Genomic DNA, 23,879 nt, shown 5'->3' with positions numbered 1-23,879 from the left:
AAGGGGGGGTAGCAAAGCCAAAGCGGGGGAACAAACGGGGGAACAAAATCGAGTTTTCGATTGTGGAATCCAGTATCCATGCAGTTTTCAAGGCATCATTCAATAGCCCCCAGCCCATACCCCTGTTTAAAGGCCGCTAGTGTGCGACTTAAACCAAAGAATTGCACCTCGTGCAATTTTTAGGTTTATTTCGCATGTGCAGGACTTAGATTAAACGGCCTCGTATGAGGCCGTTTTCTTTAATTTTGTTGACGCGAATGCCTGGTCACTTCTGAGCATCCTGTACGACTGTTTTGCAGCGGTTGTGGCCTGTTGCTGCGTTGAGCCGAACGCACGTTAACCGTCTTCAGCGGCCTCTAGCTCTGATGACCGCGGAACGTACGAAGGTGGCTATCGGATGTGCAGTGGACACGGGCTCTACTCTTGGCGGTCTCCGTCGTGCCGACGACGCCTGTTCGTCGGCCCGAACCGCCGTTATAGAACAGCTCGATGTGGTTGAAGACAGCGGCCTGAGTTCGGCGTTCAGCCACCGGACCTCATCAGGCTGGGGGCCTGCGCGGCCTTGGGGCAGCTGGAACGCGGCCTGCGCACGAGAGACGTCGCTTTTCGGTTGCTTCAGTGCAGAGAGCCGAGGTGGCCATCAGTTCATGCAGTTGGATTCCCGCCACTCGTACCGCCTTCGCCTGCATTGGGGTAAGCCAGCACTTGTCGCCACGGCGGCACCCGGATCGCTGGCTGTTTGTTTCCAGCCTGTTTGCCTTCAGGCTGCTCGGCATCAGACTGTTTCCAGGTCAGATCGGCTACCAAGAAGTCCAACCACGCTGGCGCCAAGTCCAGACCGTCGGCCTTTGCCAGAGGCGCTGGTTGCTGGTGTTGATCCTGCAAGCAGACCATGATGCGCTGGCGAACAGCCTCTGGGTTACTGAAGAAGCCAGCAAACGCGTCCAGCTCTGGGCCGCCTAAATCAGCCTTCAAGCGGCGATCCCTCTTGGCCTCGAGCAGTTTGGCCAGCGCCCCTCGAAAGTCCAGTGGCTCGCGCGGGGCTGCAAATGCCTTTGTGTTCAGCAGGCGCGCCAACGTTTGGCTGCCTTTTTTGTCTTTGAGTTGATCCCGCAGGGAGGCTGTCAGCGCCCGCGCGTTGCCTTCTTTGTGAAGAACTTCCACGATGGGCAAATAGGCCACCATGGACACGGGTTCGGGCAACAACTGCGGGCGCGGTTTACCGCTGACCAAGTGAACCGGATCCAGATCTACCACCACCAAGGCCTGATCCGTCTCAGACAAGGCACCCTGGCACGACGGCTGCAAGATGCCGTGGTGCCAGCCATGGTAGGGCGTGAGCGGGCGCACGATCCCCGCGTGTTCCTTCGGCGGCTTATGCACCGAGTCGCAACCAATGAAGCAACTGCCGCCGACACTCAGCCCCTTGCTCGCGGCATTGCAGAACACCGTGGCCGTGCCCGAGGCCAACACGCTGGCCTGGCCGGCATGCCAATAGTCGTTGCTGCGGCTTGTGCAGGCCGGCACCAACAGCACCGACCGGCGCTCTCGGTTGCCCTGAGTGACGGTCAACAACTCGCCCAGCGCATTTATGTCGAGGTCGACAAGTTTCGCTGCCTCTGTCGCATCCCCGCCAAACTGCCGCAAAACCTTGGCCAGGTCTTGCAGCAGGGGACGGCGGTTGGCTGGACTGGTGAGTAGGAACAACTCGGAGCAGATCAGCTCTACGCAATAGCGCAGCTTCTGCGGGCCATGAATGAGGGCCCGCATCAGCTCTTTGGTCTGCTCAAAAGTCCGTGCGCCAGTCCAAGTGCTACGCAACGCATCCAGTATCAGCTCCTCTCGGTACAGGGGCGCCAGTGGGTTGCTACCAGGTCGAAACAGTTCGTGCGCAGCCACGGCGCGGTATTTCTTGTCACGCTAAAACTGCATGACCCGGGCATCGCCTTGCAATCCAAAGGCGTCGGCCTCGATTTTTTCGGGTTGCCATAGAAGGGTCAATTTCTCTTTCAGGTGCTCAGTATGGTTGCTCGTCGCCTCGAACAGACGGTAGGTACCCGCCAACACAGCCAAGCCTGGGTGGTGAAGTAATTCGCCTTTCAACCACTCCACCGTGTCAGGCCGAACCGACACCTCGGGAAGCACCAAGAGTTCCACCTTCAGCTCGCGACACGCGCGCAAGGCTTGGCCCAGCAAAACGCGGCGCCGATGCTCGGGCCAGGAGATGACCTTGAGGTCGTTGTGCCAATGGAATTCCGCATTGCGCTTGGCGGCCTCGTGAACAGCTTTGAGGTCGCCATCCAGATGCACCTCCAACTCCTTTTTCGCCATTGGGTCCAGGGGAATGCCGCCCAGCCCAACTTCGGCAATGGGGTGGCTGTAGCTGTCGTCCACCCGCCACTGGAACAGCGCGACACGCAGGTGGCCTCGTGCATTCAGATCTAAGTCATCGGTGGTTCTACCAACGCCGAAGCGCTTGCTCCACGAGTTGATTTGCCACTCTTCCAAGTGCTCAATCGGCACCGCACCAGAAACAGCAGGGGCCGCTGGTGCAGAGCGCACGTAACCCTCGGCAGCCTGGTCGCGCTTCACGGGCTCACCCACGTCGGTATGCAGAGGGGTTCCGACGCAAGCTCGTTAAGCATTCGACCATCGAGAAAGCGCTTGCCGAGGTGCTCAGCGCTGTCCAGCAGGCGCGTCCCGAAACTGTGATTGTGCTGACTGGCCCCAGCGGGGCTGGCAAGAGCACGATCATCGGCGCACTGGAGCGGCATTTGCGTAGCTTCTATGCCGACAGAATGGCTAGTGATCCGGGATTTTTGCCGTACCTCTCACTGCGGGCGCAGGCGCCCTTGGACGGGCATTTCAACTGGAAGGACATGTTCACGCGAGTCCTGTGGTCGGCTGGCGAGGTGCTGATCGACCGCAAGGTGCTTCCTCGCTTCGAGATGGATCTGGACGGCCGAACGCTAGATAGTATGAAGGGGCTGGTGCGCGAAGAGTTACGAAGAAGCTTGGAGAGCCTGATTCGTCATCGCCAGGTACCAATCCTTATTCTGGATGAGTCGAGCGCGTTGCTGCGGCTCAAGCGTGGTGCGCTGCCATTTCTGCAGTTTGAGATTCTGAAATCCCTTGCAGTTGAGTTGCGCATTCCCATCTTACTGGTGGGCGCGTATGACCTTTTGGGCATTCTGGACGGCACAGGCCAGCTATTGCGCCGCTCGCAGATCATCCATTTGCCCCGCTATCGAGCCGGTGCTGAGGGGGTTGACCCAAACTTCATTGATGCGCAGCACACCTTGCTGGAGGCTATCAAAATTCCCATGGACATGAATTTGGCTGACCGAGCAGACTATTTTTTCCTGAAATCGGTGGGTTGTATTGGTACCTTGAAAGATTGGCTAGACCGTACAGGCCAGAGGGCCTCGCACAGTTCGCCCGATAAACCGTACATCACCATTGACAGCCGTCTACGAATTAGCCCGTCAGGCAAACCCCCTGCGATGGTCCAAGCAGACCCGCGACTGGCGCCATATCGTGCGCGTAGACCTGAATCCCGATAGACCAGACACCAAGGACATTGAACACCTGAAAAAAATTGCTTAGCACACCACCTTTACGCGACAACTAGCTTGACAACCGCCGGTCTGCAGCCGCTGTTCGATGCGCACCGGGCCTTCGTGCTGGGCGCGCAGGTGCTGCACGCCGATGAGACCCCGGTCAGGATGCTGGACCCCGGTGCGGGCAAGACCACCAAGGCTTATGTCTGGGCATACGCGCGGGGCGAGCACGATGCCATCCCCGGCGTGGTCTATGACTTCTGCATTGGCAGGGGTGCCAAGTACCCAATGGCTTTCCTGCAAGGCTGGGCGGGCACCATCACCTGTGACGATTACAAGGGCTACGACGCGGTGTTCCGGGGAGTGGGAGAACAATGCCGCATCGAGGCCGGCTGCCTGGCGCACGCGCGCAGGAAGTTCGACGAGCTGGCCAAGGCGCATGCAAGTCCTGTGGCAATGCAGGCCATCGAGCGCATCGCCTGGCTGTACCGAGTTGAGCAGGAGGCGCGTGAGATGACCGCCGCGGATCGGCTGGCGTTGAGGCAGCAGCGCGCTCAGCCACTGTGGGACGAGTTGCACGTGTGGATGCGCCTGGAGCGAACGCGTGTCGCCGACGGTGGCGGCATCGCTGCAGCGGTCGATTACAGCCTCAAGCGCTGGGTGGCACTGGGTCGCTTCCTGCACGACGGCGAGGTCAGCATCGACAACAACCACATCGAGCGGCTGATGCGGCCCTGGGCCATGGGCAGAAAGGCCTGGCTCTTTGCCGGCAGTGAACTGGCCGGCCAGCGCGCCGCGATGGTGATGAGCCTAGTGCAGTCGGCCAAGCTCAATGGGCATGATCCGTGGGCTTACCTCAAGGACGTGCTGGAACGGTTGCAGGCGCACCCCAACAACCGGATCGAAGAGCTGTTGCCGCATCGCTGGGGTACTGCTGGCTGACCTCGTCAAGATGGGATGGCTGGACGCTTACCGAAGACTGGTTATTCCGACGTCACACGCGATTTCGAGAGCGCCCTCACCACCACCATCGGAGACCTGTGCCTAGGCTGGTGGAATGCCACCGGCAAAAACGCTCTGAGTCAGAAATTGGCCGATGCGCGTGTCCAGTTAGCAGATAGTGCATCGCAAACGAGTGCAATCACCGAGTCGACCGGCTACAAGGAGCTGACCACCAGGATCGAGCTGCAGCAAGTCGAACTGGATACGGCCTACGAGACCATTGCCCAACTGCGCGCTGACGTCCAGGCAACGGAAGCCAAGGCACGCACCACGGTGTTGGCGCCGCTCCTCAATGCTGCCGCTACCGTTGCCCCCAATCTATCCACCCTTTTCCCGTCGGTTCAGGACATCAAGGCATCCCAAACCTATGGCGAACTGCTGACGACCAAAGACGTACAAGCGGTTCAACTCGACAAGGCGCTGCAAACCATCGTGCGCTTGCGTGAAGATGTCGACATCGAGCGCAAGAAAACCACGCAAACCCTTAACGAGCGTCACGCCATCCAGACAGACCTGGACAAATTCCGGGCCATGCAGCGTGAGGTTTCCGCAGAACGCTCATCCCCATGGCCTCCGCCCAAGCCCTGGTACAAATTCTGGTGAAGCGGGGGGGGCACCCATACGTTGAACGTCGTTGGCAATCGGACTGTCCGAACCTAAGCAAGGCGCCAACCAGAGCACTCAGTGAACCCGGCCATTCACTTGAGCGTGGCGAACTCCATAGTCTCCTTGGTTTTTCACGCTACCCGGCGATGGATCAGCTCGGGCTGGTAGAGCCCGTTGATGGTCTCGACAGTCCGCTTTGGGTGCGCTGCCGCCTTAGCGGTTCTGCTAAACGTCTCCAATCAGCCTTAAGCCGCCTTCTGAGTAGTAGGGTTTGCAGCGGTTGCTGCTGTTAGCCGTCACGCGCTGAACTCACGGTCGCGATGCCATCGCGGTAATTAGATGACCGCGCCCATAGTGGCAGAAGTGACCGGTGTCGAAGGTGGAGCCGACATTGGTTGGGTTTGTGCTTAGCCTGAGCAGCTCTTCTTCACGTCCGTCATTCTCTTGGTTGACGGACTTAACTACTTCATGTTGGTAAGGCTAGCGGGAAACAGGTCAGGATTCCTCCAGCAATCCCTGTGCTTTGTAAGCAACAGTAAAGAACGATTTCTGCAAAAAATTTTACTGTTTCTTCAGTCAATTACCTCAGAAGGCATATCGTCCATCGTACGAAGATCTGACTCACAAGGCAGATGCACAACGACGACACGAGGGAGCGAAGTAGCAATAAAGACAGCGTTTCCTCATATACGTCACTTACTTAGATTAAATTCAGCTTGGGAGCGAAGGATTTTCATGAAAATAACCTGCATAGAAATAAAAAAATTCGACTATTGCAGAAATTTTCAATAGATTTAGAATCAGGTGTAAATGAGTCTAAGGCGATTTGTTGTTCTTATGTATTAAACTTATTTTTTTTTGTTAATTGAATTTAATAAAACTTTTGGCAAATGTGAGAAGCTTAAAGGGTCAAGTTGAAAGTGTTTTTTTAATAAATCAAAAGGCAATTTTTTCTTATGCATGATCCGATGGATGAGATCTTGTGCGAAAGAAGTGCGTAACGTATTTAAATTGCTATTGATATGTCTGCGCTGTAAGTCAGTTACTGGAAATAACTCGCAAGTTAATTTTTTATATTTAATTTCATTGTGAACTCGTAATAGGTGCTTTTCACTACCCCAGCCGGTTCCCGCGTAGATATTTACCCCTGTGCCGTAAGTCGCCTCGCATTGGCTAGAGAAAGCTACTTTTGCGCGGCTGTGTGCAATATCCATCCAAAATAAATAGTCTTCACCTGCGTTGGTAAATTCAACTTTAAAACGATTTTTCGGAAATCGTAAAAAATCATAAACAACCGTGGATGTACCGATCACATTGCCGCGTATGATTTGGTCTAATAAATCCCCTTGGTATGCATGTAAATCTGGATAAGTGGTATTGAGCTGCGGATGCTCGCTAGGTTTAATGCGACCTGCCCTTGAAAATGCGCCAATAGTTGAATTAAGCTGGTAGTGATCGGCGAAATAGAATTCATAACCTGTACCCAGTGCTGCAACCGCTCGTGATAAATGGTCATCAGACCACTCGTCATCGGAGTCAAGAAATGCGATATAGCGGGTTTCTGCTGGCGCATGCTCGAGGCCCGTATTGCGTGCAGCGCCAGGCCCTCCATTAGGTTGCAGTACAACTTTCACACTACAGCTTATGGGGCCAATGCTGCTTAATTCCGATTCGGCAGATACTGGAGAAGCATCATCTATTACCAATACATGCACTGGCATGGATGTTGGTTTTTGGGCGGCAATACTTGCCAGCGCTTTGGACAGTATTCCTGGTTTATTTTGATAATAAGGAATGATGACTGTAATCATGAATTAGATTCCGATACAGGTGGCACGATGGAGGGTGTATTGGCATCATTTGTTGCAGTTAACGCGTAGGCATCTTCTTTCTTTTTATGTCGACGCTCAGCCAGTTTCTTTAACCAGGACCAGCGGTAGCATGTCAAATGGTATAGAGTACGTTTACTTTCTGTCCAGCGTGTATGCCACTCCATCATGCGACCATAGTACTCAATGCGCTTGATGGTGCCTTGGCCAAATACCTGTTCTATTTTATCTTGGCTTAGAAGAAATGCCGGAGAGTAATTTTTGATGCTTTCATCGTAGGTGGTTTTTAAAACTACGAGAGTCTCTGAGCGTTGTATGCATAAATTAAGTGCAACCGTTTTATCGTTAAAAAAGTACTCATATACAGCAGCCCCTCCATTTTTTGCTGCATTTTTCAGTAGCTGTATATAAAACTGTCCTTGTGGATTATCGGGGTGGATGGCCGTGCCTTCTGATGCTTTCCAACCAGAACTCTCTAATACCCCATAACGTGTAATCGCATCCGCCATATCTTCAGGTGCCGTCCACATCCGCATATGAATATGGGTGCCTTCTGTTGCAAGCTTATTACGTTGTTTACGCATGTTTTGCCGTAAATTCTTACCCCGTGCATTCCAGTAATCATCGAATGTACCAACGATATCTATCCACCCAGTATCGATATAGTCTATATGTTTGCTGTCCGCTTGGTCAATTTCCCTAGGAGCCAGCAGAGGATCTACTTGCGTTATTGAAAATCCCAAACAAAATCCGAGGGGGCCACGCATGAGACTACGCGCAATCGAGGTAGGAGTGAGCTCTTTTGCAGCAACCCAAACCCCCAGCGGTAGCTGGGACGGCTGAAAGGTTCGCCATTGAAACGAACCAGTGGGTACCAGCAAAAGCATGGCAACCACGGTTCCTGCTTCCCGCCCTACGAGTAATCTCTCAGCGCCCGATCCGAACACCTGAAGTGCGGAGGAAACGGCAGCTGAAGTCATGAACGGCAGGTCTGCACGCTCGGCATTGAGTCGGTCCCATTCGGGTAAGAGATCGGGTAATGACAGAAGCGCGATGGCCGGCAGATTTTGCCATTGGATTTTAGGGAAGGGCATGCGCATTTTAGAAAGACGTTATGTGTGAACTGTTTGGATTTTTATCTGCTGGATTTTTAATAAATCAAGCACTGCTTGTGCAGTTCGATCTATATCCGTTGAATTGAGATCTTGGTGGCATAAAAGTTGTAACACATGGTGACTCCATAGAGCCCCGGTATCTTCTGGGAAATTTGGTGTGTTTGGCCAAATCCGATCCCAGCGGAATACGGGTAACTTTAAAGCTCTGAGAGCTTGGTAAATGGAGTCTGGGTCATCAACCCACAACGGAAATACATAAGGCGCTGTCGATGCGACAGAGTCCGCGCTTATTGGGAATAACGGTTTAGCGCCTGGTACATTGGAGAAGTACGAGGCATAGCTGGCGAAATTTATCTGGCGCTGCAATATAATACGGCCACGAGGCAGAATATTTTTTAAAGCAATAGCTGCCCACAATGGAGATTGATCGATGCGGGTCATATCGCAATCTCGCATCATTTCTACGGCTTCTGGTTTATTAATTATTTCGGCTGCTTCATATTTTTGAGAGCGAATATTTTTTAATTTAAAAAATAAGGCTAAAAATATATGTATCCCAAAAAATCTATGGTATCTTGATGCAAGTTCAATAACGTCGACGCAGCCTTTTATCTGCGCTTTCAATGAGGGTTTTTTGGAGGCTACAGGTTTAATCAATCGCTTTGCCGATGCCAATAAGCCTGCCTCAGGCAGCGGGAAAAATTTGGATAAGCTCGCAGTTGCGAAATCACCCCACTCGCCCACTGCTCTTTCCCCGGCCTGTCCAAAATAACAATGGGCACAGTCTTCTATCAGGGCAATCCCTCGTTTATCGCACCATTGGCGCACTTCTTTCAGCGATTTTGCCAATCCAAAATAATGGGGCACCAGCATGACTTTGCATTTTTGGGCTGTAGACTCTTCTATGGCATCAAGATTTGGCAATCCGGTTGACAGTAGTCCAAAATAAGCAACATTCAAATTAGCCAACAAAACCGGCGCTACCATGGTGGGGCAGTGGTAGGTGGGCACCAGTACAGAACTGTATACCGGTAGATCGAGCTGCAGTAAGGCTTGGTAAATAGCGGCTCGCCCACTGGTGGTCAGCATTTTGTTCTTTAGGTTTTCAACACTGTGCACATCGGGAACATCAATCCGTCCGAAGCTGCTCCAATCGAGCACCGGGCCGCGCGGTAATGGTCTCTGGGAACCATTCAACTCCTCAGCGTTGGTTTGCAAAGAATACTCTCGGAATTTAGTTTGATGGTACGGGGGAGGATGTACTTGTAGTGGGTAACTCGGCTACCGGCTCAGTCCATTTCCCAACACCTTTGAGCATGTCTTTTAACGCTGGCTGGGGAAAGCCTAGGTCATAGGCCTTGTGGGCTTGGATGACGGATTTATCGTATTCCTTAAGGTCAAAATAATTAAGACCTAAATTGTAATGGGTAAACGGATTTTCTTTACCTTCCGCACCATTCGCGGCAATGTCTAATTGCTGTACGGCTTCCGGTGTGCGGCCATTTTTTGCGAGATACATGGAGTAAATCATGCGCGGAATGGCATCGTCTGGGCGAAATCTTATGGCCCGATCAAAGTAGCACTGTATGGTGTACCGCATATGCGGCGGCTTTTCAGATTTTGTTTTTTCACCATATCGCATGGCTGCCATTAATGCGCGATGGTGATTTGGAAATGCACGCAACGTGTAGTCTAAATCTGCTCCAAGATAACCGGTATCGGCCTTCAAAAGCATTTCTACTGTTGGGGTAAAGTGGAAATTTTCTACTGTATCCAGAATCTGCCCTTTGCTAGTTCTATAGTCGTAAGGACCATAGCCATTTGTTAGGGGGCCACATTCTGATTCTACGGCTTGGGCCAATATGGACTGAGAAAAAAATATAAAAATAATGGGAATTAATTTAAACATCTTAATGGGCGGTTATTGGGGATGATCAGTCTGTATCCAGTGCAGGGTCAGTCTTTCAACCTGCATTTGTGTAGCAGGGTTAGAAAAAGTGTGGTCTGCATGAGGAATGTCATGTCGTTCCAAGTACTGGTGGCGAAAAATCTCACCCCAATGTGTATCGGTAGCAGCGTACTCTAGAAATTCTTTGGCGGTGTAATCATTGCCACTGAGCAATAAAAGAATGCGCCCACCGAAACCCATCCACGCCACAGCCATACGCTGCTGAAATGGTCGATCGTCCGTGTAAGCCGATACCGTTTTAGTCCTGGATAACCGAACGTTGTGAGCCAAGCCTTTGAGTGCTCCCAGTGCAACTTTGCCTCTCAATAGTTTGGTCCAGAACTCCCGCTGCATCAAGCGCTGGGTGTAGTAGTGTTTGACTTGGGTGCGCGCCAAACTGGCTTCCGAGCGGACCCAAGGGTTCAAAAGACACAGACCCGCCACGCGCTTGTCATGGGTTTCGTGCACATACAGCAGCGCTGCGGATGCGGCATCGCACAGCCCCCAGAGGACTATTTTTTCCACCTGCGGTACACGGCTTTGCAGGCCGTCCATTGCGGCACGGATACCTGGGCTGGCCGTTAAAAAATCGCCTGCGGGGCCGTTGCTGTCGCCCATGCCTTGGTAGTCAAACCGAAGCACCGCGTAGCCTGCAGTTGCCAGTGCACGGGCGAGCAAGACAAATTGCCGGTGGCTGCCGACCCGGTACTGGGGGCCACCCACCACGATGACAACACCGGTGTTGGTGGGGTTTGCGGGCAGGCTGAGCACGCCGACCAGCGTGTCTTGCCCGCAAGGGAATAGCAGCGCTTGTTCGGTCATGCGGGTACGGCAACGGTTGCCGGTAGCTTTAGTGCCGCCAATGTTGCGGTCAATAAGGCCGGTGCTTCTTCAATCTCACTGGTTTGCCAAAACGCTGGGCCGGTCACGACCTGGCTGCGCACGGTAAATCCAGCGGTTTGCCAGGCTTGCAATGGTTTGGCGGTAGCGGGTGACAGGCTGGCATCGGGCTGGGTGGACAGGTCCAACCATTCGAGCCGACCTGCAACTGCAGGCGGTGCCAGGCTTGCTTGCTCCATGCCCGAGGCCAGCGTTGCCGACAGCGTGTACCCAGCGATGTCTACCGATTCGCCTGCCGCTAGCTGTTGGCGCAGCCCATCCATGACTGCTTTGGCGTTGCCGCTGGCCAGATCTCCGGCGGCTTTGAGGCGCAAAAATTGTTGCAGCAGTGGTTTGCCCGCAGGCGTAGGCGCCCAAAACAGGAAGTTCCAGCGCTCGCCCAGTTGGGTTGCGGCCTGGGCTGCCAGCAGGCAACCGGCACGCAGTCCCCAAAGCCACAAAGGCGCATCGCCTTGGCGGCGCAACCACTGGCAGGCCCGCACGACATCGTCTACCCAGGCTTGCCAAGAGGCATCGCCAAAGTCGCCAGAGCTGTCTCCACAGCCCAGTAAGTCCAGCTGCAATACGGCATACCCATGGGCGGCTAAAGCTCTGGCCTGTAGAGCCGCCATGCGGCGGGACTTGTTCATTTCTTCGGCGAAAGGATGCACGTACGCAACCAATCCACGCGTGATTCCACCCTGGGCTGGGTGGTAAATGGCAAAGCGTTGACCAGATCCGACGGGCAAGAAAAAAGCATCCATCGGCTGGGCTCCGGCTTAACTGGCGAGCTTGGCGTCGACGAAATCGACCAGAGCACCGACAGTCGCAAAGGTCGAGCCGTCCATGTCGTCGTCGTCTACCGTCAGGCCGAAATGCTCTTCCAACCGGGTGATGAGGGACACCACCGCCATTGAATCCAGTTCGGGAATCGCCCCGAGTAAATGGGTGTCGCGGGTAAACGCGGCGCTGCGGCCATTCAAACTCAGAACCTCGTCTAGAACGGTTTTAACCTCCTGTGTCACATCCATGGGAATCCCTGTTTGGTTGGCTAAAAGTAGACCGCATTTTAGGGGGCGTGGTTGGCTTTGCCGCGCAAGCCCCTGTGCGATACTTTTAGCTGGTTTTTTTGGCGGTTTTACCCTTCTCTCCCTCCGTGAACCCTATGCGTGAATCCACACTTTTGCATGAACTCATTGCCTGTGCCGCCCAGCGTGCTCCGCAAGACCGCGCGCTAACCTACGGCGCGGTATCCATGGCCTATGGCGAGCTGCAAACGGCGGTGGCGCAATGTGCAGCCGGCCTGATGACCTTGGGGCTGGATCGGGGTGAACGGGTGGCGATTTATCTGGAAAAGCGCTTTGAAACGGTGATCGCCAGCTTTGGCGCACCCGCAGCCGGTGCCGTGTTTGTCCCGTTGAACCCGCTGCTCAAGCCCGAGCAGGTCGCTTTTATCTTGCAAGACTGCAATGTGCGCGTGCTGGTGACTTCGCCCGAACGTTTGGCTTTGCTAGCGGATGTGCTGGGCCAGTGCCCGGACTTGCGCCATATTGTGCTGACCGATGCCGCGCCGCAAGCGATTCCCCACCTGCCGCAATCCCAGTGGCGTGATCTGCTGGCAGCCCCGCCCCGCGCAGGGCACCGGGTTATCGACACCGACATGACCGCCATCCTCTACACCTCGGGCAGCACGGGCAAGCCCAAAGGCGTGGTGCTGTCGCACCGCAATATGGTGGCTGGTGCAAAAAGTGTAGCTAGCTATCTAGAGAACACCAGCGCTGACACCCTATTAGCCGCACTGCCTTTGTCGTTCGACGCCGGCTTCAGCCAGCTCACCACCGCCTTCCATGTCGGTGCCCGTGTGGTGTTGCTCAACTACCTGATGCCGCGCGACGTGCTCAAGGCCATGGAGCGCGAAGGCGTGACCGGCCTGACCGCAGTGCCACCGCTGTACATCCAGCTCACCCAATCCGCCTGGCCCGCCGCCATTGCCGAGAAGTTGCGTTACTTTGCCAACACCGGTGGCCGCATGCCGCGCGAGACGCTGGACCTGCTGCGCCAGCGCGTGCCGCAGAGCCAGCCCTTCCTGATGTACGGCCTGACCGAGGCCTTTCGCTCTACCTACTTGCCCCCGGCTGAGGTCGACCGCCGCCCCGACTCCATTGGCAAGGCCATCCCGAATGCCGAGATTTTGGTACTGCGCGAAGACGGCAGCCCTTGTGCTCCCGACGAGCCGGGAGAACTGGTGCACCGCGGCGCGCTGGTCGGCATGGGCTACTGGAACGATGCCGAAAAAACTGCCGAGCGCTACAAGCTGCTGGCCGCCGACGCACCGGGCCGCCAGCCGGGCCTGCAACTGCCCGAATACGCCGTGTTCTCCGGCGACACCGTGCGCATGGACGCGGAAGGCTTTTTGTACTTCATCGGCCGCCGCGACGAGATGATCAAATCCTCGGGCTACCGCGTCAGCCCCACCGAGGTGGAAGAAGTGCTGTACGCCACCAAGCTGGTCGGCGAATGCGTGGCCTTTGGCGTGGAGCACCCGGCCTGGGGCCAGGCCATCCAGGTGATTGCCACGGCCCCTGTCGATGGCACGCTGGACACCGCTGCGTTGATGGCCGCGTGCCGAACCCGCATGCCTGCTTATATGCTGCCCGCCAACGTCGAGGTGGTGGCCGGGCCGCTGCCGCGCAATCCCAACGGCAAGATCGACCGCAAATGGCTGTCCACCGACTGGGCCGAGCGCCAAACTTAAGAATGATCCCCATGACCGACCGCCCTGTACCCGTCCACGCCCCCTTGACCCAGTTCCCCGTGCACGGCGGCGAGCTGGTGGTGGGCGGCATCCCGCTGACCCAACTGGCCGCGCGCGTGGGCCAAACCCCGTTTTACGCCTACGACCGCGCGCAGTTGCGCCAGCGCGTGGCCGAGCTCCGGGCTGCCTTGCCCGCTAGCGTCAAGCTGCACTACGCCATGAAGGCCAACCCCATGCCCGCCGTGGTGTGCCTGATGGCCGGGCTGGTTGATGGCATCGACGTGGCTTCCGCAGGCGAGCTGAAGGTGGCACTGGATGCCGGTGCCGACCCGCAAGAAGTCAGCTTCGCCGGGCCAGGTAAGCGCGCCTCCGAGCTGCGCCAGGCCGTGGCTTCTGGTGTGCTGATCAACCTGGAATCCATGCGCGAAGTCGGCTTGCTGGCGCAGATTTCCACCGAGCTGGGCGTGGCCGCCCGGGTGGCGGTGCGCGTCAACCCCGACTTTGAACTCAAGGGCTCGGGCATGAAGATGGGCGGCGGCCCCAAGCAATTTGGTGTGGATGTAGAGCAAATGCCCGAGCTGATGGCTGCCATTGGCAGCGCGGGCTTGGCGTTTGAAGGCTTTCACTTGTTTGCGGGGTCGCAAAACCTGCGCCCCGAGTCGATTTGCGAAGCCCAGCAAAAATCCTACGCGTTGGCGGTCCGCCTGGCCGAGGCGACCCCGCTGCCGGTCAAATTCTTGAACCTGGGCGGCGGCTTCGGCATCCCTTACTTCCCGGGCGAGCAGCGCATCGACCTGGAACCCATTGGCGACAACCTGGCCGCTCTGGCCGAGCGCGCCAAGACCGAGCTACCCCAGGCATCCTTCGTCATCGAACTCGGCCGCTACCTAGTGGGCGAGGCGGGCGTGTACGTGGCCCGCGTGCTGGACCGCAAAATCTCGCGCGGCCAGGTGTTTTTGGTGACCGACGGCGGCCTGCACCACCATTTGTCGGCCTCGGGTAACTTCGGCCAGGTGATACGCAAAAACTACCCTGTGGCCATCGGCAACCGTATGGGCGCGGTGGATGTAGAGCCTGCCTCGGTGGTCGGCCCGCTGTGCACTCCGCTGGATTTGCTGGGCGACCGCATGGTCTTGCCCGCGGCGCAAGAGGGCGACCTAGTCGTGGTGTTCCAGTCGGGTGCCTACGGCGCCAGCGCCAGCCCGCAGGGCTTTTTGGGGCACCCGGCCTGCGTCGAGGTACTGGTCTAAAGCGGTGGACCCGCGCCGCTGGGGTTCGGCGCTGCTGGCGCTGGCCTGCTGTGCGGCAGGTAGTGGCTTGGCCCTGGCGCACCCCGGCTCGCCGGTGTTGGCCTTATCGGGTTTCTATCTGGCTGCGATGGTCGCCTTGTGGTGGCCTGGCATCTGGCTGTTCGCCGTACCGGCCTGTCTGCCGTTTCTGAACTTTTCCCCCTGGACCGGCTGGCTGATGGTTGACGAGTTCGACCTGCTGCTGCTGGCGGTGCTGGCGGCGGGGTACTTGCGGCTGGCCCGGATGCCCAGGAACAACGCATTTCGCTGGACCCAGCCGGTACCGTTTGCCACTGCCGTCGTGGTCCTGTTCGCTGTAGCCAGTCTGCTGTCGCTGGCCCGGGGCATCCTCGATGCTGGTGGCCTTACCTGGGGCTGGTTCCAGGGCTATGGCGACTCCATGAACAGCCTACGGGCTTCTAAAAGCCTGCTCTGGGCCACGCTGTGCATCCCCTTGCTGCAAGACGCGTTGCGGCAGTCGGTAGTGCAGAGCTGCAAGCGTTTGGCCGCGGGCATGCTGGTCGGTTTGGTGGTGGTGACGCTGGCCGTGCTGTGGGAGCGGGCGGCGTTTCCCGGCTGGTTCAACTTCACCAGCAAATACCGCACGACTGCGCTGTTTTGGGAAATGCATGTGGGCGGTGCCGCCATCGATGCCTACCTGGCGCTGGCCACGCCGTTTGTGGCCTGGGCCCTGCGCAGTGCCCGGCGGCCCTGGCAATGGGCCTGGGGGGCGCTGCTGGCGGTGCTGGTGACGTATGCGGGGCTCACCACCTTCTCGCGCGGTGTCTATCTGTCGATGGCGGCACCGCTGGTCTTGCTGGGGCTGTTGCTGTGGGTGCAAAAGGCGGGGCTGGACCTGCGGGCCATGGTGGTCAATCTGTGGCAGCGCCGTCGGCCCCGGGGCTGGCGCGCCAAAGCGGCCTGGGCCTTGAGCATTGCGCTGGTGGCCGAGGTGGTGGGTGTGCTCAACGGTGGCAGCTTCATGGCCAGCCGATTGACCACCACCGAGCGCGATTTCGGCAGCCGCATGGCGCATTGGCAGCGCGGTCTGGACCTGCTGCACGACCCGGTGGATACGCTGACCGGCATCGGCCTGGGCCGTCTGCCATCGCACTACGCCAGTAGCTACCCCGAAGGCGAATGGTCTGGCCACGTGGAATGGCAGGCCGGGCAGGGCGCAGAGCCCCCGGTAATGCGTGTGTCGGGCCCCGAGTCCGACGACGAACTGGAAGGGCTGTTCGCCGCCACGCAGCGGGTGCGCCCCGTGCCGGGTGCCCGCTACCGCGCAACTCTGCAGGTGAGGGTGGAGGAGCCGGTGGGCGTGTATTTGCAGCTGTGTGAACGGCATTTGCTCTACCCCGCCCGCTGCCAGGATGCCTATCTGGAATTGAAGCCTGTGGCCGACCCTGCGTCCCCCGTCTGGCAGCACGTTGAAGTGCCCTTGCGCGGGCCCAACTTCCAGGGTGGGCCGTGGTTTGCGCCGCGTTTGGGCATGCTCTCGGTGATGGTGCTGGGTGCGGGCACGCATGCCGACTTTCGCTCCATCGGCCTGCAGAGCACCGACCGCAAAGAGCTGCTGGCCAACGGCGACTTTGCGCAGAACCTGGCGCACTGGTTTCCGGCGGCGCGTTTCTACTTCTTGCCTTGGCACATCGACAACCTGTATCTGGAGGTGCTTATCGAGCGTGGCCTGCTGGGCCTGTTGCTGTGGGGCACGCTGATGGGCACGGCCCTGTGGCATCTGGTGCTGGGCCGTGCCCGCCGCCAGCCGCTGGCCCCGTACCTGGCGGCATCGCTGAGCGGGGTGCTGCTGGTCGGGCTGGTCAGCAGCGTGATGGACGTGCCGCGGGTGGCTTTTCTGCTGTTTTTGTTGGTGTTCGTTGCTTTGCAATTGGCCCGTGCACCCGAGTCGCCAGAGCTGTCAAAAACCAGGGTGCTACATATTTAGTAGCTGCCTGCGCAGGTGGCAACTGCGCCAATAGCTTATTTCTTTTAGATTTACCACGGCAGCCGCAAGGTGGAATGGCCCGTAGACAGGCGGGGCGGGCGGCTGGTGGAAAATAGCCTTTATTTTCACCAACCTTCCCAGCTACCAAAAATGAGTGCTTTCAACGAAGAAACCGTGCTGAGCGTGCACCACTGGACCGACCGCCTGTTCTCCTTCACCACCACACGCGACCCTGCGTTGCGCTTCAGCAACGGCCACTTCACCATGATCGGCCTGCGCAAAGAAGACGGTAAACCGCTGCTGCGCGCCTACAGCATTGCCAGCGCCAACTACGAGGAGCACCTCGAATTCCTCAGCATCAAGGTGCCCGAGGGCCCGCTGACCTCCAAGCTGCAGCACATCCAGGTGGGCGACAAGATCATCGTCGGCAAGAAGCCCACCGGCACCCTGGTCACCGACTACCTGCTGCCCGGCAAGCACCTGTACCTGCTGTCCACCGGCACCGGCCTGGCCCCGTTCCTGAGCATCGTGCGCGACCCCGAAACCTACGAGCGCTTCGAGCAGGTCATCGTGGTCCACGGCGTGCGCCAGGTCGAAGAGCTGGCCTACCACGACATGCTGACCGAACATTTGCCCGCGCACGAGTTTCTGGGCGAAATGGTCACCAGCAAGCTGCGTTACTACCCCACGGTGACCCGCGAGTCCTACCGCAACATGGGCCGCATCACCGAACTGCTGGCCAACGGCAAGCTGTTCACCGACCTGGACCTGCCCGAGTTCGACCCCGCTATCGACCGCGTCATGCTCTGCGGCAGCCCCGGCATGCTGGTCGACTTGAAGCACATGCTGGAAGAGCGCGGTTTCAAAGAAGGCAACACCTCCACCCCCGGCCACTTTGTGGTCGAGCGGGCATTCGCCGAGAAGTAAACGCTTTGGTGCGACCAAGGACACCATGCCCACCACCCTGACCTATCTTTTTGACCCCCTGTGCGGCTGGTGCTACGGCGCTTCGCCGGTGCTGCAGCAACTGGGCCAGCACCCCGACTACGTTGTGGAACTGGCCCCCACCGGCCTGTTCGCGGGCGGTGGGCGCACCATGGACGCGGCCTTTGCCGACTACGCCTGGTCCAACGACCAGCGCATCGCCAAGCTCACCGGCCAGCGCTTTACCGAGGCCTACCGCAGCCAGGTGCTGGGCCAGCTCGGCAGCCGCTTCGACTCCAGCACCGCCACGCTGGCGCTCACCGCCGTGTCCCTGGACCAGCCCCAGCGCGAGCTGGAAGCCTTGAAGCTGTTGCAAGAAGCCCGCTATGTAGACGGCCTAGACACGACCGACGTGCCCGTGGTGGCCCAGCTACTGCGCGGTGCGGACTTGGCCGCTGCCGCCGACCGCCTGCTGGCCAACGATGCCGCGCTGCACCAAGCCAACACCGCGCGCCTGCAGCGGGGCCAGACCCTCATGCACAGTCTGGGCATCAACGGCGTACCCGCCCTGGTGGTGAGCACCGCAGGCGGCAGCCGACTGCTGCCCGGCAACGCCTTGTTTGGCAGTTTCGAGCAGCTGCTGGGGGCATTGCAGGCCTGAGCTTGTGGCGCACCAGGCGTTTCCATGACCGCGTCGCACACACTCCTGGCCCAGGCGCTGGACCATCTGCGCGCAGGCCGTTGGACCGAAGGCCATAACCTGGTCCAAACCGATACCTCCGCGCTGGCCGCCTGGCTGCACGGCATCGTGCATATCCAAGAGGGCGATCTGGCGAATGCCGGGTACTGGTACCGCCAGGCCCAGCGCAACTTTCGCAGCCGTGGCAGCTTGGCCGAGGAGCTGGACCGTTTCGCGGCGGAATTGGGGCGTTGCTCTGGTATTGATAGTTAAAAATAGGAGCTGCCCGCGCACGCACTATTTTCGCTGGAGGCCTGTTTGATGCTTGAAAAAACGGCCTAAAAGTCCGAAACAAGCCGCCTGCCCACGCCGTGCTTGCGGCGCGACGGCAAAGCACAGAAAGCTGTCTGCGCTGCCGGGCCAGGGGCACTGGTAGCGGAAAATCCTGCGAACATGAACTCCAACACCCCCGACCAGCCAAACGCTGAAGCCCTGCGTTCGCGCACCGATAGCGAAGAAATCATCCAAGCGCTGATGGATGGCAAGAACAAGCGTGTGCGCAAGCATTTGCTCAGGCTGCACCCGGCCAAGTTAGCGGCCTTGCTGGAGTTGCTGCATGCCCCCCACCGCATGGCCCTTTGGCAGCAAGTGGATGCGGCGCTGGAGCTGCGCATATTGCCGCACCTGAACCCGGATTTGCAGGCCGAATTGCTGGGCGAGTCGCACGCGGCCTCCGATGCGGACGCCATTGACGCCGCACAGATCGGCAAACCGGGCCATGTCGCCGTCAACCAACTCGATGCCGTGCGCAGCGCCTTGCGCGATGGCAAGCTCAAGCGGGTGGGCAAGGTGTTGCAGCGCATGCACCCTGCCAAGGTGGCGGGGCTGCTGGAGGCACTTCCCCCCAACGAGCGGCGAACGGTCTGGAGCATGGTGGACACCGAGCGCACGGGCAAGGTGCTGGTCTATCTGCACAACCAGATTCGCGTCACCCTGGCCAAGGACTTGGACCTGGACGACCTGGTGGCCACGGTGCAATACCTGGAGCTGGACGACCTGGTGGATTTGATCCAGAGCCTGCCCACCGAGTTGGGCAGCCGCTTGCTGCAAAACACCACCGGCGCCCGGCGCGCGCAGCTCGAATCCATGCTGTCCTACCCCGAGGATTCCGCCGGTGGACTGATGGACGCCACCCCGATTGGGGTGCGCGCCAACGTCAAAGTGGGCAGCGTACTGCGCTATCTGCGTTTGCTGGAAAAATTACCCGCGCAGACGGACCTGTTGATGGTGGTAGACCGGCAAGGCCACTACCAAGGGGCACTGCGCCTGAGCACCTTGGTGACTGCAGAGCTGAACTTGCGTGTCGCCGACCTGATGGACGCCGAGGTGGCAGGCATCTCCGTGCACACCTCGGCTGTGGAAGTCGCCCGGCTGTTTCAAGACCACGATCTGGTGTCGGCACCGGTGATTGACGGCAACAACGTGCTCATCGGCCGCATCACGGTGGACGATGTGATCGACCTGATTCGCGATGATTCCGACCACACCATGATGCAAATGGCCGGTCTGGACGACGAAGCCGACATTTTTGCCCCGGTGCTGGTGAGCTCGCGGCGCCGGGCGGTCTGGCTCGGCATCAATTTGCTCACCGCATTTCTGGCGGCCTGGGTGATTGGCCGGTTTGAAGCCACTTTGCAGCAGATCGTGGCGCTGGCCGTGTTGATGCCGATTGTGGCCAGCATGGGCGGCGTGGCAGGTAGCCAAACCCTCACGCTGGTGATTCGCGGCCTGGCGCTGGGGCAAATCCAAAAAGGCAATTTGCGCACCCTGTTAAGCCGCGAAGTGGGTATCTCCTTGTTGAATGGCCTGCTGTGGGCGGTGGTGGTGTCTTTGATGGCCGTCGGCTGGTTTGGCGATTGGGCCATTGGCGGCATTTTGGGCGTGGCCATCTTGATCAACCTGCTGTGCGCCGCCTTGGCGGGCTTGGCCATTCCCCTGGTTTTGGACCGCGTGGGCATCGACCCCGCGCTGGCCGGCAGTGTGATCCTGACCACCGTCACCGATGTCATCGGCTTCTTCGCCTTTCTGGGGTTGGCCAGCCTGCTGTTGGTCAAATAGAAGGCCAGTCTGCACCTCGGTCCATATCGTCAAAAGGGGTCGAGGTTGGTCAGGGCCCGGTGCGTCTTGATGGGTGCAGCAAGCGCCCAGCCCGGAGCCCTGTGCGGTGTGAAATGCTCTGTTTTTCGTAGCGGCTTGCGCAGGTGGAATATGCGCTGGAGCGGCTTTCTCCTTAAATATTTTAGATAGAAGTTTGTAGTGGCCTGTGCAGCGTTGGGCGCCACAGTCGCAGCTGGCCGGGCTGTGCCCCCGGCAGGGCAGTTACTTTTCTTTGTGTGGCCAAAGAAACGTAACCAAAAGAAAGGCCACCCCCACTGTCTGCGCCCCGCCGCTATCGCGTCGGGGAACCTGCGGTGCTCGTCCAACGGGGGCATGCCGCAAACTCGCTGCGCTCAAACACGCGTCCTGCTAATCCCCGTTGGACTGCGCTCCTCGGCGCATACAGAGGGGGACCCCGAAAGCGGGATCGGCCCGGCGTTGCCGGGCATCGCGCCGGTCGCGAAATGGGGGTGGGGTTGGCGATGGCTAAATCTGATGGATACACGGCAAGCGCCAACAGCCCGGTTCCGCGCCCTAGGCGCGATGGGGCGCTGTGCGCCCCCGACTCCGCTCCCTGGGGTCCCCCTCTAGATGCGCCGAGGAGCACAGCTTTGGGCGGAAAAGGGCTGGCGTTGTTTGAGCGCAGCGAGTTTAGCCAGACCCCGCCCAAAGCGCGCACCGCAGGTTTCCGTAGCGCCAGCAGAGGGCGCAGGTAGTGGGGGTGGCCGCCTCGATGGTGACTTTCTTTTGGCCACGCAAAAGAAAGTTACTGCCCTGCCGGGGGCAAATCCCGGCCAGGGATCTCCATTAACGCCAACCCGCCCATCGGGGTCAGAGCCCCAATGCGGGTTACACCATGCGCGAACCGCCAGCTGCACCTGCGCAATCGGGATCGGACCCCGATGGGCTACGGCCCGTGCAGTCGGCAAGTTTGCTTCTATTTTGATAGGGAAAAATAAGAGCTGCCTGCGCAGGTTCTATAAGCGCTGGAGGCACTTTTGGCACTCAAAAAAGCCTTTAATCCTCAAAAATCCTGGTCTGCGCCACTTCCCCGGCCCGGACCCAGCCCCGGTACATGCCTGCGCTGATGTAGGGCAGGGCGATGTTGCCCTGCCGGTCTACCGCAATCACCCCGCCTTCGCCGCCCAGCCGCCCCACTTCGGCCAGTGCGGCTTGGCTGGCGGCTTCCAGCGTGGCCCCGGCGTAGGCCATGCGGGCGTGGATGTCGTGGGCCACGCAGGCGCGGATGAAGTATTCGCCCGAACCGGTGGCGCTGACCGCGCAGCTTTGGTCGTTGGCGTAAATGCCCGCGCCTACCAGCGGTGAATCGCCGATGCGGCCCGGGTGCTTGTTGGTCATGCCACCGGTGGACACGGCGCTGGCCAGGTGGCCCGCGCTGTCCAGCGCCACCGCGCCCACGGTGCCAAATTTTCGGGTTTCGTCCAGTGGGGCAGTAGGGTCAGGGGCATGGTCCATCTGCATCGTCCCACTGGCCTCGTTTTGCAACTGGTGGAGCTGGGCCAGGCGGTGGTCGGTGTGGAAGTAGCCCGGCGGCATGGCCTCGAAGCCGTGGTCGCGGGCGAACTGCTCGGCCCCGTCGCCGCTGAGCAGCACAAAGCGCGAATCCATCACCGTACGCGCCAATTGCACCGGGTTGCGCAGCGTGCGCACGCCCGCCACGGCCCCCGCCGCCAGCGTGGTGCCATCCATCACGGCGGCATCCATCTCGTGCTGCGCGGCCGAGGTGTAGACCGCGCCGCGCCCGGCGTTGAACAAGGGTTCGTCTTCCAGCGCCCGCACCGCCGCCACCACTGCGTCCAAAGCGCTGCCGCCCTGGGCCAGTGCCGCCTCGCCCGCGGCCAATGCGGCCCGCAGCCCGGCGTGGTAAGGCGCGGCGTCGGCCTGGCCGCGGGCAATGGTGCCTGCGCCACCGTGAACGGCAAGGGTGTATGGGACTGTCAAAGGCTTCTCCCCAAAGATCAAAAAAGCCACTGTACCGGATGCAAAATGGGCGTATGACTCCAGCCCGCGTTCGCATCCAGACCTTTGATTTCGACCCCAGCACCGAGCTGGCCGCGCTGCGCCAGGTCGACCGCCGCGTCGGTGCCGTGGTCAGTTTTTTAGGCACCGTGCGCGACTGGCACCCCGATGCCACGGGCGAGGTGCTGAGCCTGGAGCTGGAGCACTACCCCGGTATGACTGAGCGCGCCATCGAGGCCATGCTGGACCAGGCGCTGGCGCGCTTCGACATCTATGCCGCCCAGGTGATCCACCGTGTAGGGCTGTTGCAGCCGCTGGACCAGATCGTCTGGGTGGCGGTCAGCTCGGCGCACCGGGGCCAGGCGTTCCAGGCCTGTGAGTTTCTGATGGACTACCTGAAAACCCAGGCCCCGTTCTGGAAGAAAGAGCAAACCCCGGACGGGGCCCGCTGGGTCGATGCGCGGGTGCAGGACGATGCCGCCCTGCAGCGCTGGGGCATTACCGCCAGCAACGCCTGACACGCCCGATCAGGCCAGCGGCGGCAGGTGCTTGTCCAGCGCCAGCAGCCGCTCCACCAGGGCCTGCGAGGCTGCTGTCATCGGGGCCCGCAGCTCTGGCTGCATCTGCCCCTGGGCGGCCAGCCAGCCCTTGATGGGGCCGGGGTTGGGCTCGGCAAACTGAACGGCAATCCATGGCAGCAGCGGTTGCCACAGGGCGCGCGCCTGCACCAGGTCGCCACGCGCTATCGCCTGCACCACCTGCACAAAGCGCGTTGTGTGGCCGTGGGCGCTGGCGGCGATGGCCCCGGCACCGCCCTGGGCCAGGGTGCTGAAAATCTGTGCATCTTCGCCCGCCAGCACCTGCAACGCGCCGCTGGCGATCAGGGCCGCCGTCTTGGCCGCGTCGCCACCGCAGTCCTTGACGGCCCGGATGCGCGGGTGCCGTGCCAACTGCAGCAGGGTGGCCAGTTCCAGCGTGGCGCCGGTGCGGTAGGGAATGTCGTAGACGATCAGCGGCACTTGGGACGCATCGGCCAGGTCGGTAAACCAGCGCAGCAGCCCGGCCTGCGAGGGGCGGATGTAGCAGGGCGCGGCAACCAGCAGGCCGGCGATTGGCAGGCGGCTGATGGCTTGTACCGCGGTCAACATCTTGGGCAGGTGGTAGCCCGACAAGCCCATCACCACCGGCAGGCCCTGGGCGGCTTGCAG

General features: G+C 59.3%; 22 protein-coding genes. 11 read left to right on the top strand and 11 right to left on the bottom strand.

The window, feature by feature from the left end:
• Nucleotides 1-645 precede the first annotated feature (645 nt).
• Both ABI213_RS10270 and ABI213_RS10265 read right to left on the bottom strand, forming a co-directional pair.
• Nucleotides 646-1,899, bottom strand: coding sequence for a hypothetical protein (locus tag ABI213_RS10270; protein ID WP_348006272.1), 1,254 nt, complete (start codon nt 1,897-1,899; stop codon nt 646-648).
• A gap of 21 nt (nt 1,900-1,920) precedes the next feature.
• Nucleotides 1,921-2,592 carry a hypothetical protein gene (locus ABI213_RS10265; RefSeq protein ID WP_348006273.1) on the bottom strand — a complete coding sequence of 224 codons (672 nt, stop codon included), beginning with the start codon at nt 2,590-2,592 and terminating at the stop codon, nt 1,921-1,923.
• Between the two features lie 116 nt (nt 2,593-2,708).
• Here ABI213_RS10265 and ABI213_RS10260 point away from each other — a divergent pair, with 116 nt between their 5' ends.
• The 3 genes from ABI213_RS10260 (at nt 2,709) to ABI213_RS10250 (ending at nt 5,165) form a co-directional block, all read left to right on the top strand.
• Complete coding sequence (locus ABI213_RS10260) at nt 2,709-3,563, top strand: TniB family NTP-binding protein (protein WP_348006274.1); 855 nt, start codon at nt 2,709-2,711, stop codon at nt 3,561-3,563.
• 69 nt (nt 3,564-3,632) lie between these two features.
• A complete protein-coding gene (locus ABI213_RS10255) occupies nt 3,633-4,502 on the top strand; it encodes an IS66 family transposase (RefSeq protein ID WP_348006275.1) in 870 nt (289 codons plus the stop codon).
• A gap of 15 nt (nt 4,503-4,517) precedes the next feature.
• On the top strand, nt 4,518-5,165 hold the full coding sequence (locus ABI213_RS10250) for a hypothetical protein (protein ID WP_348006276.1): 648 nt from the start codon (nt 4,518-4,520) through the stop codon (nt 5,163-5,165).
• A gap of 851 nt (nt 5,166-6,016) precedes the next feature.
• On the opposite strand, the gene ABI213_RS10245 is transcribed toward ABI213_RS10250, so the two are convergent.
• Genes ABI213_RS10245 through ABI213_RS10215 form a run of 7 tightly spaced genes read right to left on the bottom strand, consistent with a single transcriptional unit; the run spans nt 6,017 to nt 11,970 of the window.
• Nucleotides 6,017-6,979: a glycosyltransferase family 2 protein gene (locus tag ABI213_RS10245; RefSeq protein WP_348006277.1), complete on the bottom strand. Its 963-nt coding sequence runs from the start codon at nt 6,977-6,979 to the stop codon at nt 6,017-6,019.
• Nucleotides 6,976-8,097 (bottom strand): GNAT family N-acetyltransferase, encoded by a 1,122-nt coding sequence (locus ABI213_RS10240; RefSeq protein WP_348026937.1) that lies wholly within the window; start codon nt 8,095-8,097, stop codon nt 6,976-6,978. The genes ABI213_RS10245 and ABI213_RS10240 overlap by 4 nt, the downstream gene beginning before the upstream one ends.
• A gap of 12 nt (nt 8,098-8,109) precedes the next feature.
• The gene (locus ABI213_RS10235; protein WP_348006279.1) at nt 8,110-9,330 is read right to left on the bottom strand and encodes a DegT/DnrJ/EryC1/StrS family aminotransferase; all 1,221 of its coding nucleotides are present in this window, start codon (nt 9,328-9,330) and stop codon (nt 8,110-8,112) included.
• Between the two features lie 16 nt (nt 9,331-9,346).
• Nucleotides 9,347-10,021 (bottom strand): ABC transporter permease, encoded by a 675-nt coding sequence (locus ABI213_RS10230; protein ID WP_348006280.1) that lies wholly within the window; start codon nt 10,019-10,021, stop codon nt 9,347-9,349.
• A gap of 12 nt (nt 10,022-10,033) precedes the next feature.
• Nucleotides 10,034-10,882 carry a hydrolase 1, exosortase A system-associated gene (locus ABI213_RS10225; protein ID WP_348006281.1) on the bottom strand — a complete coding sequence of 283 codons (849 nt, stop codon included), beginning with the start codon at nt 10,880-10,882 and terminating at the stop codon, nt 10,034-10,036.
• A complete protein-coding gene (locus ABI213_RS10220) occupies nt 10,879-11,703 on the bottom strand; it encodes a hydrolase 2, exosortase A system-associated (protein WP_348006282.1) in 825 nt (274 codons plus the stop codon). Before ABI213_RS10220 ends, ABI213_RS10225 begins: the two co-directional genes overlap by 4 nt.
• Before the next feature lie 15 nt (nt 11,704-11,718).
• Nucleotides 11,719-11,970, bottom strand: coding sequence for an acyl carrier protein (locus tag ABI213_RS10215; protein ID WP_348006283.1), 252 nt, complete (start codon nt 11,968-11,970; stop codon nt 11,719-11,721).
• Nucleotides 11,971-12,104: 134 nt separating this feature from the next.
• Between ABI213_RS10215 and ABI213_RS10210 the strand changes: the two genes are divergently transcribed.
• From ABI213_RS10210 to mgtE, 7 genes are all read left to right on the top strand, one after another.
• Entirely contained in the window at nt 12,105-13,694 is a 1,590-nt protein-coding gene (locus tag ABI213_RS10210) for an acyl-CoA ligase (AMP-forming), exosortase A system-associated (protein ID WP_348006284.1), read from the top strand.
• A gap of 11 nt (nt 13,695-13,705) precedes the next feature.
• Nucleotides 13,706-14,944: a pyridoxal-dependent decarboxylase, exosortase A system-associated gene (locus tag ABI213_RS10205; protein WP_348006285.1), complete on the top strand. Its 1,239-nt coding sequence runs from the start codon at nt 13,706-13,708 to the stop codon at nt 14,942-14,944.
• Between the two features lie 4 nt (nt 14,945-14,948).
• The gene (locus ABI213_RS10200; protein WP_348006286.1) at nt 14,949-16,931 is read left to right on the top strand and encodes a hypothetical protein; all 1,983 of its coding nucleotides are present in this window, start codon (nt 14,949-14,951) and stop codon (nt 16,929-16,931) included.
• Between the two features lie 150 nt (nt 16,932-17,081).
• Nucleotides 17,082-17,858, top strand: coding sequence for a ferredoxin--NADP reductase (locus ABI213_RS10195; RefSeq protein WP_348006287.1), 777 nt, complete (start codon nt 17,082-17,084; stop codon nt 17,856-17,858).
• 25 nt (nt 17,859-17,883) lie between these two features.
• On the top strand, nt 17,884-18,516 hold the full coding sequence (locus tag ABI213_RS10190; RefSeq protein ID WP_348006288.1) for a DsbA family protein: 633 nt from the start codon (nt 17,884-17,886) through the stop codon (nt 18,514-18,516).
• A gap of 24 nt (nt 18,517-18,540) precedes the next feature.
• Nucleotides 18,541-18,807 (top strand): hypothetical protein, encoded by a 267-nt coding sequence (locus ABI213_RS10185; RefSeq protein WP_348006289.1) that lies wholly within the window; start codon nt 18,541-18,543, stop codon nt 18,805-18,807.
• Between the two features lie 180 nt (nt 18,808-18,987).
• Nucleotides 18,988-20,652 (top strand): magnesium transporter, encoded by a 1,665-nt coding sequence (gene mgtE, locus ABI213_RS10180; RefSeq protein WP_348006290.1) that lies wholly within the window; start codon nt 18,988-18,990, stop codon nt 20,650-20,652.
• A 1,056-nt stretch (nt 20,653-21,708) separates the two neighbouring features.
• Here the strand turns inward: mgtE and ABI213_RS10175 are convergent.
• Nucleotides 21,709-22,653, bottom strand: coding sequence for an isoaspartyl peptidase/L-asparaginase (locus ABI213_RS10175; protein ID WP_348026935.1), 945 nt, complete (start codon nt 22,651-22,653; stop codon nt 21,709-21,711).
• A gap of 53 nt (nt 22,654-22,706) precedes the next feature.
• On the opposite strand from ABI213_RS10175, the gene ABI213_RS10170 reads away from it, so the two are divergent.
• Nucleotides 22,707-23,189, top strand: coding sequence for a molybdenum cofactor biosynthesis protein MoaE (locus tag ABI213_RS10170; protein ID WP_348026933.1), 483 nt, complete (start codon nt 22,707-22,709; stop codon nt 23,187-23,189).
• Between the two features lie 9 nt (nt 23,190-23,198).
• Here ABI213_RS10170 and ABI213_RS10165 read toward each other — a convergent pair.
• Nucleotides 23,199-23,879 (bottom strand): dihydrodipicolinate synthase family protein (locus ABI213_RS10165; RefSeq protein ID WP_348026931.1); only part of this gene is annotated, 681 nt, incomplete at its 5' end.

The sequence above is a fragment of the Rhodoferax sp. genome (genome assembly GCF_039922535.1).
GTDB lineage: Bacteria > Pseudomonadota > Gammaproteobacteria > Burkholderiales > Burkholderiaceae_C > Rhodoferax_B.
This window is presented reverse-complemented; position numbering and strand designations above follow the sequence as displayed.

Bases quoted from the DNA above. Each gene is read 5' to 3' on its own strand.
- mgtE (WP_348006290.1), top strand. From the start codon at position 18,988: ATGAACTCCAACACCCCCGACCAGCCAAACGCTGAAGCCCTGCGTTCG.
- ABI213_RS10210 (WP_348006284.1), top strand. From the start codon at position 12,105: ATGCGTGAATCCACACTTTTGCATGAACTCATTGCCTGTGCCGCCCAG.
- ABI213_RS10220 (WP_348006282.1), bottom strand. From the start codon at position 11,703: ATGGATGCTTTTTTCTTGCCCGTCGGATCTGGTCAACGCTTTGCCATT.
- ABI213_RS10195 (WP_348006287.1), top strand. From the start codon at position 17,082: ATGAGTGCTTTCAACGAAGAAACCGTGCTGAGCGTGCACCACTGGACC.
- ABI213_RS10230 (WP_348006280.1), bottom strand. From the start codon at position 10,021: ATGTTTAAATTAATTCCCATTATTTTTATATTTTTTTCTCAGTCCATA.
- ABI213_RS10245 (WP_348006277.1), bottom strand. From the start codon at position 6,979: ATGATTACAGTCATCATTCCTTATTATCAAAATAAACCAGGAATACTG.
- ABI213_RS10185 (WP_348006289.1), top strand. From the start codon at position 18,541: ATGACCGCGTCGCACACACTCCTGGCCCAGGCGCTGGACCATCTGCGC.
- ABI213_RS10190 (WP_348006288.1), top strand. From the start codon at position 17,884: ATGCCCACCACCCTGACCTATCTTTTTGACCCCCTGTGCGGCTGGTGC.
- ABI213_RS10205 (WP_348006285.1), top strand. From the start codon at position 13,706: ATGACCGACCGCCCTGTACCCGTCCACGCCCCCTTGACCCAGTTCCCC.
- ABI213_RS10240 (WP_348026937.1), bottom strand. From the start codon at position 8,097: ATGCGCATGCCCTTCCCTAAAATCCAATGGCAAAATCTGCCGGCCATC.
- ABI213_RS10250 (WP_348006276.1), top strand. From the start codon at position 4,518: ATGGCTGGACGCTTACCGAAGACTGGTTATTCCGACGTCACACGCGAT.
- ABI213_RS10215 (WP_348006283.1), bottom strand. From the start codon at position 11,970: ATGGATGTGACACAGGAGGTTAAAACCGTTCTAGACGAGGTTCTGAGT.
- ABI213_RS10225 (WP_348006281.1), bottom strand. From the start codon at position 10,882: ATGACCGAACAAGCGCTGCTATTCCCTTGCGGGCAAGACACGCTGGTC.
- ABI213_RS10170 (WP_348026933.1), top strand. From the start codon at position 22,707: ATGACTCCAGCCCGCGTTCGCATCCAGACCTTTGATTTCGACCCCAGC.